Below are 15679 nucleotides of genomic sequence, written 5' to 3' on the forward strand. Positions count from 1 at the left end.
CTGAGGCCTTGGCCCCGGGGGGATCAGCAGATGATCCTCCTCCGAAGCCATGGGCTCAGCGTTGTCCTCAGGTGCGCTTGGGGATCAACTCAACAGTTACCGCCTCAACTCGACGGCTCTGTCCCGTTGTGCCGGCGAGCGCCCCATCATACTTGTACGGCTGCCACCCGACCCCAGAGACGTGCGCCCTGTAGGCGATGGAGTAGCGCCGCGCAAGCTCACCGGTGAGCCTGATCTCGAGCGCCTCCAATCGGAGGCTTCGGCCCACGGTGCCGATGTAGTTCGAGGAGCTCTGCCAGGGCATCCACCCGATGTTCTGCACATGCGCACGGTACTGAATGTCGCCATCAAGGCCTTCCGTATCCACTCGGAGCCTAAACGCCTCCATCCGCTTCGATTGGCCGGTGGTTCCCGCGACATCTCCGTCCTCGACGTCGGACATCCACCCGATGCTCTGCACGTGGGCGCGGTAGATCGTCGACGGGAGTTCAGCAGCCGGTGAGCTCTTCTTAGTGATGCGAAGCTGTAAAGCCTCGATGGGCAACGACCGACCGGTGGTGCCGGCCGAGGTACCGTTCGACACCCATCCAAGCCAACCGAGGCTTCTCACCTTTACGCGATACGTGAGGTCGTAGTTCGCGGCCAGGTCCCCCGTGAATCGCAGCTGGAGACTCTCAATGGTCAAGGAACGCCCGGTGGTTCCCACGAGGGCCCCTGGACCGGCCCACCCGCTCCAGCCGATGTTGCGGATGTGCGCGTTCGCGGCGATTCCGCCGGAGAGCTGCGTATTGGTCACCGTGAAGCGCGCGGCCTCGATGGGAAGGACCCGGGTCGCGGTACCAGCAATCATCGTGTTCGTCACCGCAGGCTGCCAGCCCTCCGACGACACATGCACCGGATACTGTGCAATGGGAAGATCCTCGCCATAGGTTCGGTCAAGGTGGTCGATGCGGCTCCCTACCCAGTTAGCGAGGAAAGCGACCTCCGACTCCCAGGATGAAGAGATGAGGCGCCCTCTGGTACCCAACACAGACTGCTGCCCTAAAACATCATCCCACAGGTCGAAATTCCGCTGGGCGGAGTCCTTGATTTCAGCCTCCCACAGGTCGATATCCGAAAGCGATGCGCGGATGTCGTCCTGCAGTTCATCCTGGTAAATCCGTGACGCAGCTTTGAAGAACTCCGGGTTCCTGAAGAGTTGGGCGAACCAGTCATTCCCCCCACGACGGTAGAACCGAACATTTTGCACATAGTCCGAAGCGGGGTTGCCACCGAGAGCCTCCTCGCGGTAGTTCCCCAGTCCGATGTCGAAGTCCCACACCGGACCGGCGTGGAGAACGTCTCCCGGGCCGTCGCGGTAGAAGTACACGCTGGAAGCCCTGACATCGGGATTCTCAGCCACCTCGACAACGAAGTAGTATTTCAGGAACGACTCAGCGTCAATGAGCGACGCAATCGCCTCCCAGTTCTGATCCTCCGCATAGATCAGTTCTTCGAAATCGTTGATGAGCTGTCTGAAATCGTCCCACTCTGCCTGGAGTTCCGGACTCAAAGGAATGTCGTCATCCAGCACGGCTCCCTTGAGCACGAACAGAGTGCCGGTCTGGTCGGCTGCAAAGTACGTGTCTTCGGCAGTGCCGTAGTTGTTGTCCAGTTCAGCCAAGATCCCGCCGTTGGTCTGGAGCTCGACGCGATTCGTCCCCACCTCAGTCTTCTCGCTGAGCAGGTAGTTTCCGAGGTACTCACCTTCCACGACCAGATCGACAAAGCGCGTCTCCGGCGAGTATGCAAGGCCGAAGTCAGCAGCCAAGTCGTAGGCCAGTCTATTGCGCAACAGCGAAGGGTCTGCGTGGTTCGCGAGGAGAACCCAAGTACGGTGGGATGGCATACCCAAGACGGTTTGAGCGGTCTTGAACTTGATCTGGTAGGGCTTCTTGTCGAGAGTCCAGGTGAAGTTGCCACGGCCCTCAAACACGCCAGGCAAGGCCGTCAGGTCGTTCGCGGCGTCTGATGGATCCACCAGATCGACCAAGGAAGCGACTTCGTTGTCCTTGTCGGCATGAACGAAGTCCAGGGTGTTTCGGGTTTCCTCCGCATCGGCCAGATCGATGAACATGGTTGGAAGGTCAGAGACTGCCATGAGTGCCGGGTCGGCAGCTGCCGTCAGCGCCGGCTCGACTGACGAAGATGCGCTCGACTCCCCCTCGGCTGGTTCAGGGCTGCCTGGCTCCTCCGATTCCGCCACTGGATCGGTCGACTGGGGAACAACGGGGTCCGTGGACGTGGTGGCAGCCGGTTCCGACGACGTTGTCGGTGCTGGCTCCTCCTCGGCCTGCGGCGTGCCGGCGCTCTCCAGGGTCTCACCGACGGCGGGCTCTGAACTCGCTTCGACCGATGTCGATTCTGTGGTGCCCGGCGACGATGAGGTGATTGAGGTCGGCGGCTCGGGAACGGCCGAGTCTGCCAGTGATAGGGGTGCTCCAGAAGCTATGACCGCCACACCACTCAGGAGCGAGAGAAACGTGGAGACGCTGCGCTGCATGGGGGCATCATGCCCCACTACTAGCTCGGCGCGGTTGGAATAGGAGCAAATACGCGGCCCTCAGTTTCAGGGCTCAGGCTGTAATGGTCCACCACAAGTCGCACGACCGTTTCAAGTGCAGCGCAATCCCGACGACTTGGAGGAGAAACCAGGGGCAGCCGAGTGGGTGTACTGGAAGCGGCCGCCCACCCGTACGTGCGTGGGCGGCTCAGCGACTACATCGGTTGGACGTAGAACGGCTTGAGAGCTTGCCCGGCGTCGAGCGCCTCGATCATCTCGTCGGCCGCCGTCAGCGCCTCCGCGATGGTGACATCCATATCGAGGTAACGGTACGTGCCCAGCCTACCGACGAAGGTGACGTCCTTGGCCTCCCCAGCGCGCTCGAGGTATTCACGAAGGAGTCCCTTGTCCTCGGTCAGACGGATCGGGTAGTACGGGATGTCGTCCGGCCCACACGGGCGGCTGAACTCCCGGAACGCAACCGACTTGTCGTGCTCCTCCCACGGCGCGAAGTGTTTGTGCTCCGCGATTCGGGTGAAGGGCACCTCGTAGTCCCCGTAGTTCATGACCGAGCATCCCTGGAAGTCACCCTCGGCGCGGATCTCCTCGAAGTCGAGGGTCCGGTACCCAAGCCGCCCCCCGTCGTATCCGAACCATGCGTCCAAGGGACCGGTCCAGATCGAGTGGTCGAACTCGGCCCGCTTCTCCGGCGAGTACGGCGTGCTGAGATGGACCTCGATGCCGGGGTGGTCGAGGATGGCCTCAACGATTGCCGTGTAGCCGTGGCGCGGCATTGCCTGGTGCGGGTGGTTGAAGTACGAGTCCTCGTACGAGAACCGCACCGGCAACCGCTTGAGGATCGAGGCGGGAAGCTGAGTGGGCTCCATGCCCCATTGCTTGCGGGTGTAGCCGTAGAAGAAGGCCTCGTAGATCCTCCGGCCCACAAACTTCAGCGCCTGTTCCTCGAAGTTCGCTGGCTCGCCGATCGTTTGGTCGGACTGGGCCAGGATGAACTCACGGGCCTCATCGGGGCTCATCGCCGTCTCGAAGAGCTGGTTGATCGTCAGGAGGTTAACGGGAAGCAGATAGACCTTGCCACCGACGGTGGTCCGGACGCGGTGGTTGAAGGGCACCATCTCGCCGAACCTGTTGATGTACTCCCAGACGCGCTCGTTGCCGGTGTGGAAGATGTGGGGCCCGTATCGGTGGATGAGGACGCCCGTGTCCTCGTCCCGCTCGGTGTGGCAGTTCCCCGCTACGTGGTTGCGCTGTTCGAAGACCGCGACCCGGTGGCCCTGCTCAGCGAGCCGACGGGCTATGACGGCCCCCGAAAACCCTGCTCCAGCGATACCGATCTGCATCCACGTCTCCTTCGTGCGGTGGTACGTCAGGACCACCCTACACAGAGTTCCTTCTGGGCCACCCCGAATTGGAGCCGTGTCAACTCGCGCCTCCGCCTAGACTGAGGCCGGTGAACAGAGAAGAGTCGTCGCGCCCCCGGTGGAGCGTGGTCATCCCGGCACACAATTGCGCGGGCTACCTGGAGCCTTGCCTGGAGAGCGTGATGGGGCAACTCGGGCAACGCTCGGACGCCGAGATCATCGTCGTCGACGACGGGTCGTCGGACCATCCCGAGGACGTCGTGGCCCGGGTCGGAGGTGACCGCGTCACGATTGTGCGCAACGAGCGGGCGCTGGGTGCAGTTCCCAACTTCAACCACTGCCTCTCGCTCGCTCAAGGTGACCTGATCCACCTCCTCCATGGCGACGATCTCGTGCTCCCAGGGTTCTACGCCGCTATGGACGCGGCCTTTGAGACCCCCGGCGTCGCCGCCGCATTCTGCCGCACCCAGCACATCGACGCGGACGGCGCCCCGCTGGCGCTCACGCGCAGCTACGTACCCGGTGGAGGGGTGTGGCCCGACGCGCTGGAGACGATGGCGAGCGCCAACCGTGTAGCTGCCCCATCTATCGTCATCTCGGCTGAGACCTATGCGGCAGTCGGCACATTCGACCCATCGCTCCCGCATGCCGCGGACTGGGACATGTGGGCCCGGGCAGCCACACACGGTCGGGTGTACTTCATCGACCGCGTCCTCGCCCAATACCGTGTCCACGGTGCCAACGACACCAGCAAGCGGCTCCAGACAGGAGCCAACATGTCCGAGCGCTACGCGGCGCTCGAACACGTGCTGACATACGTCCCTGAGGCGGGACGGCCGCGGCTCAGACGCCGAGCCGCAGCGCTTGGCTCGGTCTACGCGCTCCGGCAGGCGCGGCGCCGGCTCTTCGCAGGCGATGTGCGCACCGCCGGCGTCCAGGCGTCGTGGGTTGCGCGGTCGCTGTGGCGCGCCGTTCGAGGAGCCGCGTGAGCCCGCAGATCGGGGTCGTTCTCCTGAGCATGGGCAACCGCCCTGAGGAACTCGCACGTTCCCTCGCAGCACTGGAGCGCCAGACCGGCGTCGATATGGACGTCTTGCTCGTGGGGAACGGCTGGGTGCCCGAGGGCGTCCCGTCCTGGGTTCGCACCCACCATTCGCCAGAGAACATCGGCTGCCCCGCCGGGCGCAATCTAGGGGCCTCGCTCGTCGACGGAGAGTACATCCTCTTCTACGACGACGACGGCGAGTTGGCCTCTCCGGACGTCGTGCAACGGATGGCCGCAGTTTTGGAGGCCCAGCCGGACGTGGCTGTGGTGCAGCCGAGGGGCGTCGATCCTACGGGCCGACCCAGCCCCCGCCGCTGGTCTCCCTGGCTACGTCCTTCGGCAGCCGCACGCGGCGGTGATGCGGTGGTGTTCTGGGAGGCGATGGCGATGATCCGGCGAAGCGCCTTCGAAGAGGCCGGCGGCTGGGCGGGCGAGTTCTTCTTCGGGCACGAGGGTGTGGACCTGGCCATGAGGCTGCTCGACCGCGGCTGGCGTATCAGGTACGAACCGACGCTGGTGGTCTACCATCCGGCCACACCCCCGTCGAGGCACGGGCACTTCTTCTTCACCACCGCACGCAATCGAGCATGGGTGGCGCGCCGCAACCTGCCCGCCCTGCTGATCCCGCTCTACCTGGGGGTCTGGGCGGCGGCCACTGTGGTGCGGGTCCGGCGCGTCGAGTTTCTGAAGGTGTGGCTCCGGGGCCTGAGGGATGGCCTCACCTCGGAACTGCCGGGCGAACGACACCCCATCTCGTGGGGGACCGTCTGGCACATGACGAGGCTCGGACGACCGCCGCTCTGGTGAGGCACCTGGCCTAGGGGCGGCCCCGAGCTGCCGGCTGTCAGGACCGCCACGCCTCGTAGGCTTTCACCACTTCGTCTGTGGGACCGTCCATTTCCAGGACGCCCTTGTTGAGCCAGATCGTCCGTTTGCAGGTGCTGCGGATGGACCCCATCGAGTGGGAGACGAGGAAGATGGTCCCCGCCTCTTTGGCCAGCTCCCGGATGCGAGCCTCAGAGCGTTGGCGGAACTTCTTGTCCCCGACCGCAAGCGCCTCGTCGATGATCAGGATGTCGTGGCTGCGCGCCGCGGCAATGGAGAACTTGAGCCGCGCTTCCATACCCGAGGAGTAGGTGCGCATGGGCAGGTCGATGGAGTCTCCGAGGTCGGCGAACTCTGCGATGTGGTCACTCAGCTCGGCGACCTCCTCGCGACTGAAACCCATTGCCAGCCCGCCCAGAATGATGTTTCGTGATCCGGACAGGTTCGGGAGCAGCGCAGCCCCCACGCCGAGAAGGCTGGGACGAGAGCGCGCGTACACGGCACCTCCGGAGGGCGGTGTGAGCCCGGTCAACGCCCGCATCAGTGTCGACTTGCCTGAACCGTTCGAGCCGATGACGCCGATGGACTCGTTCTCGTAGGCGACGAAGGACACGCCCTTGAGCGCGTGCACCTCACGGATGCCCCGGGTTAGGTTCAGCACGCCGCTGCGCGCGTTGCCAGCCGCCTTGCCTGATGCGAACACGCGGTACTTGACGTGGAGGTCGTCGACGACGACGACCGGCACGGGCCCGTTCGGGGGGACCGGAAGCTCAGTCTCGGCCATATCGCTCCTCCGCCTGCCAGAAGAACAGCGCACCGCCGACGAAGGTCAGAAGGGAACTGGCGGTCAGCAGCCACCAGTAACGCATGGGATACATCTCGGCCCCGATCAGGTGGTGCCGGGCCATCTCAAGCACCTGATAGAGGGGGAAGTAGTCATACAGCACGAGCACGCCGGGGTGGTCCTTGAGGATCGTGCTCACCCCGAAGAGGACCCCCGAGGTGTAGAACATGATGCGGCTGACGAACGGGAGCAGCTGGGTGAGATCTGACACGTGCACCGTCAACCGGGCGGTGATGAACGCCACGCCCGTGTTGAAGAGGGTGAAGAGCGCTATGAGCGGAATCACTGCAAACCAACTCAGGCTTGGCGCGTGCCCGAGGAGGACGAGCATCAGAAGCATCACGACCACCATGACGAAGAACTGCAGCAACCGCTCGACGGCCAACGCCAGCGGCAGGGTCATCCGCGGAAAAGACAATGACTGGACCAGGCTCCTGTTGTTGCTGATGGCCTTGGAGCCGTCATTGAAGCAGCCTTGGAAGAACTCGAAGAAGAAGACACCGATCACGACGAACGCTGGGAAGTCGTCAGGACGGTTTCCACCCTGCAGCAGCCCGAAGATCACGCCGTAGATGCCGGCGTTGATTAGCGGCCGCAGGACGATCCACGCCATGCCGAGCCGATTGGCCTCTACCCCCGCCCGCATGCGGTACCGGGCCATGGTGCCGATGAAGTGGCGCCGACGCCACACCTCGGCCACGTAGGCGCCGAAATGGGGTCGCGCCCCGACACGGGGCAGGTCCCACGCCTCGGCCACAGGTGCCAATGCCACAGCGCGCGCCTTTCGTCAGCGGTCTCAGAACTAGAGCAGTGTACTCGCCGCGCCCGTGTACCCATGCGTCGGACGAGGTTCGTAGAGACGCGCCTTCGCGGCAGAGGGGCGAAGGGGCCCCGTGGTAACGTCGGCGCGGGTGTAGCGCCCGTCGACGAAAGGGGTGGAGTAGTGAGGATCTGTGTCGCAGGACTCGGCTATGTCGGACTCGCCAGCGCAACCCTGCTGGCGCAGCAACACGAAGTGGTGGCCCTGGACATCAACGAGGGGCGCGTCGCGGACGTGAACGACCGGCGCAGCCCGATCGCAGACGCCGAGATCGAACGCTTCTTCGCTGAGGAAGAACTCAACCTCCGCGCCACCACAGACCCCAGGGACGCGTTCCCGACGTCCCGGTTTATCGTCATCGCCACTCCCACGAACTACGACCCCACCCAGAACGAATTCGACACGTCCTCGATCGAGAGCGTCCTCGACCAGATCGAGGCCCTTGCCCCCGACTCGACGGTGGTCATCAAGTCCACGGTTCCGGTGGGCTACACGGCGCGTGTTCGCCAGCGCTATGAGGGCCTGCGGATCCTGTTCTCGCCCGAGTTCCTGCGAGAGGGGCGCGCACTCCACGACAACCTCCACCCCTCCCGCATCGTGGTGAGTGACCCCGGGGAAGAGGCCGAGGAGTTCGCCCGCGCACTCCAGGAGGCGGCGCACGGGCCGGCCCCCGTCCTCATCACGCACTCCACCGAGGCCGAGGCCATCAAGCTGTTCGCGAACACCTTCCTGGCTCTGCGCGTCGCGTACTTCAACGAGCTCGACAGCTTCGCGATGCAGCATGCGCTGGACACCCGGATGCTCCTTGAGGGCGTCTGCATGGACCCACGGATCGGCAGCTTCTACAACAATCCCAGCTTTGGCTACGGCGGCTACTGCCTCCCCAAGGACAGCCAGCAGCTGCTCGCCAACTACCGCGATGTGCCACAGAACCTCATCCGCGCGGTCGTCGACTCCAACCAGACGCGCCAGGATGTCATCGCCGCGGACATCCTCGCCAGGAACCCGCAGGTGGTCGGCGTCCACCGCCTCACGATGAAGACGGACTCGGACAACATCCGGGAGTCGTCAGTCCAAGGCGTCATCAAGCGGCTCCGGGCTGAGGGTGCCACCGTGATCATCTACGAGCCCATGATCGCGGCACCCACCTACGCTCACTGCGAGGTCACGCACGATCTGGCCGACTTCAAGAACCGCGCCGATCTCATCATCGCGAATCGTTGGTCCGATGAGCTCGACGACGTGGCCGACCGCGTCTACTCCCGCGACGTCTTCCACGCCAACTGACCTGCCGCTCTCCGGCGTGGCCACCTGGCTTCTGACGCTAGGCTGGCCCTGATTTCACAGGACGAGAGGCGCGGGCCGCTGTTCGCGGCTCGCCGTAGGAGGGGAAGACGATGAAGGGCATCATCCTGGCGGGGGGATCCGGTACCCGGCTGCATCCGATCACCCTCGGGACGTCGAAGCAACTGCTTCCGGTCTACGACAAGCCGATGGTCTACTACCCGTTGTCCACCCTCATGCTGGCAGGCATCCGCGACGTCCTCGTCATCACGACGCCGCACGACGCCCCGGCGTTCGAACGGCTACTCGGGGACGGTTCGCAGTTCGGGATCTCCATCACCCATGCTCAGCAGCCGTCCCCCAACGGCCTGGCGCAGGCCTTCGTGATCGGCGCCGACTTCATCGGCGCGGACAAGGTGGCATTGGTACTGGGCGACAACCTTCTGTACGGGCCGGGGCTTGGCACTCGCCTCTCGCGCTTCACCGACGTCGACGGTGCCGCGGTTTTCGCATACCGGGTGAACAACCCACAGGACTATGGCGTCGTCGAGTTCGACGCGGACGGCCGCGTGTTGTCGTTGGAGGAGAAGCCAGCCAAGCCGCGCAGCTCCTACGCGATCCCCGGGCTCTACTTCTACGACAACGACGTGGTGAGCATCGCGGCCGGGCTGAAGCCCAGCGCACGCGGCGAGTTCGAGATCACCGACGTCAACCGCGAGTACTTCCAGCGCGGCACTCTCCGCGTGCAGGTCCTTCCGCGTGGGACGGCCTGGCTGGACACAGGAAACTTCGATCAGCTCTCGGACGCCACCGAATACGTGCGAACCGTCGAGAAGCGGACTGGGCTCAACATCGGAGTTCCCGAGGAGGTGGCCTGGCGCCGGGGCTTCCTCTCGAATGAGGATCTCGCCGCCCGAGCGGAGCCTCTGATGAAATCCGGGTACGGGGCGTACCTTCTCGGACTACTTGAACAGGAGCGCTGATGGCGCATCTCCTCGTCACCGGAGGGGCAGGCTTCATCGGCTCCAACTTCGTCCACCACGTCGTCAACACCACCGCCCACTCCGTGACGGTCCTGGACGCGCTCACCTACGCCGGAAACCTGAGGTCGCTCGACGGGATCCCCGCTGACCGCTTGGCTTTCGTGCACGGGTCCATCGACGATCCGGAGCTCGTCGACGGCCTCGTCGCGGCGGCAGACGCGGTGGTCCACTACGCCGCGGAGTCACACAACGACAACTCGCTGAGCAACCCCGCACCCTTCGTGCAGACCAACATCGTCGGCACCTTCACCCTGCTCGAGGCTGTGCGACGACACCGCGTGCGGTATCACCACATCTCGACAGACGAGGTCTACGGTGACCTCGAGCTCGACGATCCCGCGAAGTTCACCGAGTCGACGCCCTACCGGCCTTCGTCGCCGTACTCCTCGACGAAGGCCTCAAGCGACCTGCTGGTGCGCGCATGGGTCCGCTCGTTCGGCGTCGAGGCCACCATCTCGAACTGCTCGAACAACTACGGCCCCTACCAGCACATCGAGAAGTTCATCCCGCGGCAGATCACGAACCTGCTGCGCGGCGTGCGGCCACGCCTCTACGGGTCCGGCACCAACGTCCGCGACTGGATCCACGCCGAGGACCACTCGGCCGCGGTTCTGCGGATCCTCGACGCGGGCCAGATCGGCGAGACCTATCTCATCGGCGCCGACGGCGAGATGAGCAACCTCGATGTGGTCCGCCTACTGCTCCGCCTCATGGACCGCGCGGAGGACGATTTCGACCACGTCGCGGACCGCCCCGGGCACGACATGAGGTACGCGATCGACGCCACCAAACTGCGCACTGAGCTCGGCTGGGAGCCACGCTTCGGTGACCTCGAGGCAGGCTTGCGCGACACAGTGGACTGGTACCGCGATCATGAGGACTGGTGGGCTCCGGCGAAGGACGCGACCGAGGCCGCCTACGCGGCGAAGGGACAGTGATCATGGCGGCGGACGGCGCGAACAAGCTCGGCCGGACCACGACGGCGATCCCCGGCCTTTCATTGTGGAACATCCCCCTCCACGGGGACAGTCGGGGTTGGTTCAAGGAGAGCTGGCAGCGCGCGAAGATGACCGAGTTGGGGCTTCCCGACTTTGGGCCCGTCCAGAACAACGTGTCGTTCAACGCTTCGGTCGGCACGACCCGGGGCATCCACGCGGAGCCATGGGACAAGTGGATCTCCCTCGCCACTGGCCGGATCTTCGGCGCATGGGTCGACCTGCGGGAGGGGCCGGGCTTCGGCACCGTCGTCACGGCGGTTCTGGACCCGGGGACAGCGGTGTTCGTGCCGCGAGGCGTCGGCAACGCGTTCCAGACGCTCGAGCCCGACACCGCGTACAGCTACCTCGTCAACGACCACTGGTCCTCCGACGCCGAGTACTGCTTCCTCAACCTCGCGGACGAGACCGTGGCCATCGCCTGGCCCATCCCGCTGGACCAGGCGGAGATGTCCGCTAAGGACCGCGCTCACCCTCGCCTGGCAGACGTGACCCCGGTGCCGCCGCCACGCACACTCATCGTCGGCGCGCAGGGCCAGCTCGGTCGTGCGCTCGCCAAAGCTCTCGAGGGTCACGGCCACGTCGTCCTCGTGGACCGCGACGAGCTGGACATCTCCTCGCCTGCGGCGATCCAGGCATGGCCCTGGCGTGACTACGACCTGGTGATCAACGCGGCTGCCTACACCGCAGTCGACGTGGCCGAGGGCCCCGAGGGCCGCGCCACGGCCTGGGCCATCAACGCTCTCGGCCCCAAGGGACTGGCCCAAGCTGCGGCGGAACACGGCATCACGCTGGTCCACGTTTCCACCGACTACGTGTTCGACGGCACATCCACCCGCCCGTATCTCGAGGACGACCACTTCGCGCCTCTCGGCGTCTACGGCCAGAGCAAGGCCGCGGGAGACCTGGTGGTCGGCACCGCGCCGCGGCACTACGTGGTCAGGACCAGCTGGGTGATCGGCGAGGGTCGTAACTTCGTGACCACCATGGCAGGCCTTGCCGCGCGCGGTGTCGCACCGTCGGTGGTGGACGACCAGATCGGGCGGCTCACATTCACCGAGGATCTCGCCGCCGGGATCCTCCACCTCGTAAGGTCGGGGGCCCCTTACGGCACCTACAATCTCACCGGCGGAGGCGAGCCGGCGTCCTGGGCGGAGGTGGCGCGGGCGGTATTCGAATTGGAGGGCCACGACCCGCTCCGGGTGACGGACGTGTCGACGGCCGAGTACGAAGCGGGACTCGGGCGCATCTCCGCACCCCGCCCCGCGCACAGTGTCCTGGACCTCGCCCGGATCGAGGCGGCGGGATTCACGCCGCCTGGGTGGCGTGAGTCGCTGGCCCGCTATCTTGCCGAGCAGCGGGACCACTCCGAGAACTGATCACCCCTTCAGGCGGGAGCGCAGTCGCCTGTACAACGATCGCTGCTGGGGTGCCGCTGCGGTCCGGGCCGCCGCTGGCTCTGCCTTGGGCTTAGGTTCGGCTGCCGCTGGACCGGGGTCGACTGCCTGCACGGGGCGTTCGCGCCGGGTGGCGGTGACCGCCGCGACCGCTGAAGCGATGTCTGCTGTCGGGTGCAGCGCCGAAGAGATCTCATCCGAAGGCGCGCGGACCTCGTCCGGGGATGGTCCGAGCAACGACATCGGTTCCCCGCGGGGGCTGTACCACAGCAGCGCAGCCGCAGGCTGGTCATCACCGGTGACGACCGTGCGCGCGTCAATGCCCGGGAAACTGTCCATCACCCTGGCCGCAGCCTTCCACACGCCTGCAAGGCCGTCGTTGGACGAGCCGACGAGCAGCCAGACCACGTTGGGCCCCCCCGCACCGACGCCCGCGTGCATGGCACCCAGAGCTGCCTCCGGGTCTGTGCTGTCGATGATGATCACGTCGTACGGCGTCGCATCCGGGAACGCCGAGAAGTAGAGCGCCGCCGGCATCTCGAAGATGGAGGCCGTCCGGAGCTCCGGCAGCCGTGGATCGACCTCAAGCGCCTCGCTGACGACCGTGACTCTCTTCGCACCGGTGCCCGCGAGGGGCCTTGCGTCGGCTACGCCGAGGGCCAGGACATGCTCAATCGTCGAATCTGCTTTGCGCAGCGCAGTGAACAACGAAGCGGCCAGCAAGGCCGAGGCTGTGGGATCAGGCGGGGTCTCGATCGGTACGTCGAGCAGGTCGAGCGTCTCGGCGGCACCCTCCGACACCTTGGTGACGTAGCGGCCCCGCGCCTGGAGGACCCGTTCGCACTTGAGGGTGGTGAAACGCTGGTTGACCCCACAGGCTTCGCCGACCGTGCGCATGTTGCGATGTTCAGTACCGAGCCTGCGGACGATCTCGAACCGCTTGGTGGAGATGTCGTCGAGAAGCATCAGAAGGTGGAACGCCGATCCCTCTTCGCCGGCGATCACCGATGCGCGCGCCATCTGGTCGAGCTGCTCGCGCAGCGTCTGCCGCTCGGGGAATCGGATGTCCCAGCCGGCGCGGGTGAGCCGCCGCTCGATGGCCGGTGCGTTGAGGTCGCGGACCGCCGTGCCGATCCCGCTCCGGGAGAGCCACAGACGGGATTCGGGGTCCTGCTCAGGCCCGTGGTAGCTCGCCAGGAACGCGGCGTGGTCCGGATGGAACTGATCGTCGTAGCGGTATCCAATATCTGGCATGTGGAGCTCACCGACGCTGGCCGGGCGGGTCACGATGGCCACCGGGTTCGTCACACCCAGGATGTCGAGCATCTCTCGCTGCCACCCCAGAAGCTCCGAATGCTGCGTCCAGTCCTTCGGCAACCGCGGGTCCGTGTTCGCGGACCCGCCGTCCGCCCCCTTGTACCAGTTGCGGGCGCCGGCCCAGACGAGGGGCAACTCGGGCTGCTGTTGCGCGTACCAGAGCCTGGCGATGCTCTCCAGGAGGAAGTGCCCAAAATGGAAGTACAGGACGCCGCAGTAGATGGCCTCGGGGAAAACTGCGGGCTCCTGCTCGTCATACAGGTCGCGCGGAACCTCGGCGCCGATCTCACCTGACCGCCTGTCCAGCCCGGAGTCCGGCAGATACGTGCCCTTCGAGTCGAACACACCCATGAGCAACTGGTTGGGGCGATCCGGTTGCCGCATCGTCGGATAGACAGTGGCGTCGGCCACGGTCCGGGACGACAAAGGGCGGTTCAGGTTGATCATCCGTGCACTCTCCATGGGGCGCGGCCGGCTTCGCCCCGGCTCACCCCGAGCATACCGGGGGCCAGGCCTGCCACGCGCGCTGCTAGGCCGGTCCGAGGGCGCGTCGTCGGCAACCGGGCGAGGGGCCGGGGTTGGTCAGGCCAGGGAGTTCAACCCGGACCACGTCCCGCCCGCAGGGTGCGTAACCGTCACTCTGGCGTTGAGGCTGCCGGTGCCGTTCCCGGGATAGAGATACAGCACCCCGTTGCTCTTCTGTCGGGCCACGAGGTCCGGGATCCGGTCGCCATTCAGGTCATTGACGCCCTCGATCCTGTCCATCACGCCCCAGCCGGTGCCGATCCGGCTGCGCGCGAGCAGCGACCCGCTCCCGTTACCGGGGTAGAACCAGAGGTAGCCGGTGCTCCTCTCCCGTGCGAGCAGGTCGGGATTCCCGTCGGAGTTGAAATCACCCGTGGAGATGAGCAGGTCCATGACGTTCCACCCGGTGCCGATTCGCTGCCGGGAGTAGGTGTCACCCTTGTAGAGCCACAACTCTCCCGTCGACTTCTGGACCGAGACGAAGTCGGTCCTGCCGTCCCCATTGAAATCCCCTACGCCGGCAATGTCGCCCATGCCGTTCCAGCCCGTTCCGATCTTCTTGCGGGTGGATGCGCCATAGGCGTACCCGAGGTACAGATAGAGGGTGCCGGTTGACGACTCCCGAGCGACGAAATCGCTGCGACCGTCGCCGTTGGCGTCCCCGATCACCTCGAGGAGGTTCATCACATTCCACCCTGTGCCAATCTGTTGCCGGGTGAACTGCCCCCGCTCGTTACCGGAGTAGCGCCATAGCTTCCCGTCGGAGCTGCGCGCCAGGAGGTCGTTCCTCCAGTCGCCGTTCAGATCGTTCAGGAAGCTGGTTCGGGGCGGGAGCGGCTTGCCGAACGACGTGAACTGGTAGGTGCCGCAGGTGCGGTTGTAGTCCCGGGTGTCGTCGTACCACTGCGAGATGAAGACCCGTCCGCGCGAGAAGCTCGTCTGCGTGCACCGGTCGAGAGCCTCGGTGGGGTAGTCCAGGCGGCCGGCCGTGGCCCAGACAGGCACGTTCGGCAGCTGCCAGGAGCCGACGATCTCGTTCCACCCGTTGGTGTAGGAATACAGGCCGTAGCTGAAGCCGGAGTCGGCGAGGCCGCGCATGAACCCCTCGACGACAGCGCGGTTCAGTGCCCGCTTCGCCGATGTGCCGGATGGCCAGGGCTGCTTGGGCCGTGGTTCCACGTCGATCCACACCACTGGCGGTCTCCACCCGACAGAGGACAGGTAGGCCACGGAATGTTTGGCCTCGGCGTAGCCCACGTTACTCAGCCGCGCGGCGAGGGTGGTCGTCCGCCAGGGTCCAGCACCGCCGTACTGGGCGAGCTGGGCGGAGGTCGGATAGGTGGCCATGCCGTAGGCGTGCGCCGCCTTGGACCGGGACCTCACCCACTGGACCTGGCTGGCGAGACACGGGTTCTTTGTGAATGCCAACCCTTTGGTGAGTCCGATGATGAGGAACTGTGTGCTCGACGGGGGCATCGGGAGACCGTAGCCGTCGGGCGCCGGGCACTGAGGCCACGAGACATCGTGGCCAAACAGGTCAGCTGCCTGCGCTGATGGAACTGGAGCCGCACCGAAGAGGATCAGAGCGACGATGACCAGACGCGACGCGATCGCCTTGACCGACAGTCGATTGCGGGTACCCATGGCACACCACCATTCA

The 15679-nt window shown here is 65.4% G+C and carries 12 protein-coding genes; 6 read left to right on the top strand and 6 right to left on the bottom strand.

What is annotated here, in order from left to right:
* Positions 1-67: 67 nt before the first annotated feature.
* Both ACX1D1_RS15365 and ACX1D1_RS15370 read right to left on the bottom strand, forming a co-directional pair.
* Complete coding sequence (locus ACX1D1_RS15365) at positions 68-2542, bottom strand: CotH kinase family protein (RefSeq protein WP_459055297.1); 2475 nt, start codon at positions 2540-2542, stop codon at positions 68-70.
* Between the two features lie 215 nt (positions 2543-2757).
* Positions 2758-3903 (bottom strand): UDP-galactopyranose/dTDP-fucopyranose mutase family protein, encoded by a 1146-nt coding sequence (locus ACX1D1_RS15370; protein WP_459055298.1) that lies wholly within the window; start codon positions 3901-3903, stop codon positions 2758-2760.
* Positions 3904-4013: 110 nt separating this feature from the next.
* Between ACX1D1_RS15370 and ACX1D1_RS15375 the strand changes: the two genes are divergently transcribed.
* Both ACX1D1_RS15375 and ACX1D1_RS15380 read left to right on the top strand, forming a co-directional pair.
* The gene (locus tag ACX1D1_RS15375) at positions 4014-4913 is read left to right on the top strand and encodes a glycosyltransferase (protein ID WP_459055299.1); all 900 of its coding nucleotides are present in this window, start codon (positions 4014-4016) and stop codon (positions 4911-4913) included.
* Positions 4910-5776: a glycosyltransferase family 2 protein gene (locus ACX1D1_RS15380; protein ID WP_459055300.1), complete on the top strand. Its 867-nt coding sequence runs from the start codon at positions 4910-4912 to the stop codon at positions 5774-5776. The genes ACX1D1_RS15375 and ACX1D1_RS15380 overlap by 4 nt, the downstream gene beginning before the upstream one ends.
* Before the next feature lie 37 nt (positions 5777-5813).
* Here the strand turns inward: ACX1D1_RS15380 and ACX1D1_RS15385 are convergent, their stop codons facing one another.
* Positions 5814-6578 (bottom strand): ABC transporter ATP-binding protein, encoded by a 765-nt coding sequence (locus tag ACX1D1_RS15385; RefSeq protein WP_459055301.1) that lies wholly within the window; start codon positions 6576-6578, stop codon positions 5814-5816.
* A complete protein-coding gene (locus ACX1D1_RS15390) occupies positions 6565-7410 on the bottom strand; it encodes an ABC transporter permease (RefSeq protein WP_459055303.1) in 846 nt (281 codons plus the stop codon). The genes ACX1D1_RS15385 and ACX1D1_RS15390 overlap by 14 nt, the downstream gene beginning before the upstream one ends.
* A gap of 171 nt (positions 7411-7581) precedes the next feature.
* Between ACX1D1_RS15390 and ACX1D1_RS15395 the strand changes: the two genes are divergently transcribed.
* The 4 genes from ACX1D1_RS15395 (at position 7582) to rfbD (ending at position 12159) form a co-directional block, all read left to right on the top strand.
* Positions 7582-8745 (top strand): nucleotide sugar dehydrogenase, encoded by a 1164-nt coding sequence (locus ACX1D1_RS15395; RefSeq protein WP_459055305.1) that lies wholly within the window; start codon positions 7582-7584, stop codon positions 8743-8745.
* A gap of 110 nt (positions 8746-8855) precedes the next feature.
* Complete coding sequence (gene rfbA, locus ACX1D1_RS15400) at positions 8856-9725, top strand: glucose-1-phosphate thymidylyltransferase RfbA (RefSeq protein WP_459055306.1); 870 nt, start codon at positions 8856-8858, stop codon at positions 9723-9725.
* On the top strand, positions 9725-10723 hold the full coding sequence (gene rfbB / locus ACX1D1_RS15405) for a dTDP-glucose 4,6-dehydratase (RefSeq protein WP_459055307.1): 999 nt from the start codon (positions 9725-9727) through the stop codon (positions 10721-10723). Before rfbA ends, rfbB begins: the two co-directional genes overlap by 1 nt.
* 2 nt (positions 10724-10725) lie before the next feature.
* Entirely contained in the window at positions 10726-12159 is a 1434-nt protein-coding gene (gene rfbD, locus ACX1D1_RS15410) for a dTDP-4-dehydrorhamnose reductase (protein ID WP_459055309.1), read from the top strand.
* On the opposite strand, the gene ACX1D1_RS15415 is transcribed toward rfbD, so the two are convergent.
* Positions 12160-13941 (bottom strand): glycosyltransferase 61 family protein, encoded by a 1782-nt coding sequence (locus ACX1D1_RS15415; RefSeq protein ID WP_459055311.1) that lies wholly within the window; start codon positions 13939-13941, stop codon positions 12160-12162.
* A 135-nt stretch (positions 13942-14076) separates the two neighbouring features.
* On the bottom strand, positions 14077-15663 hold the full coding sequence (locus ACX1D1_RS15420; RefSeq protein ID WP_459055313.1) for an FG-GAP repeat domain-containing protein: 1587 nt from the start codon (positions 15661-15663) through the stop codon (positions 14077-14079).
* Positions 15664-15679 lie beyond the last annotated feature (16 nt).

It is taken from the genome of Tessaracoccus luoxuelianae, assembly GCF_054483915.1.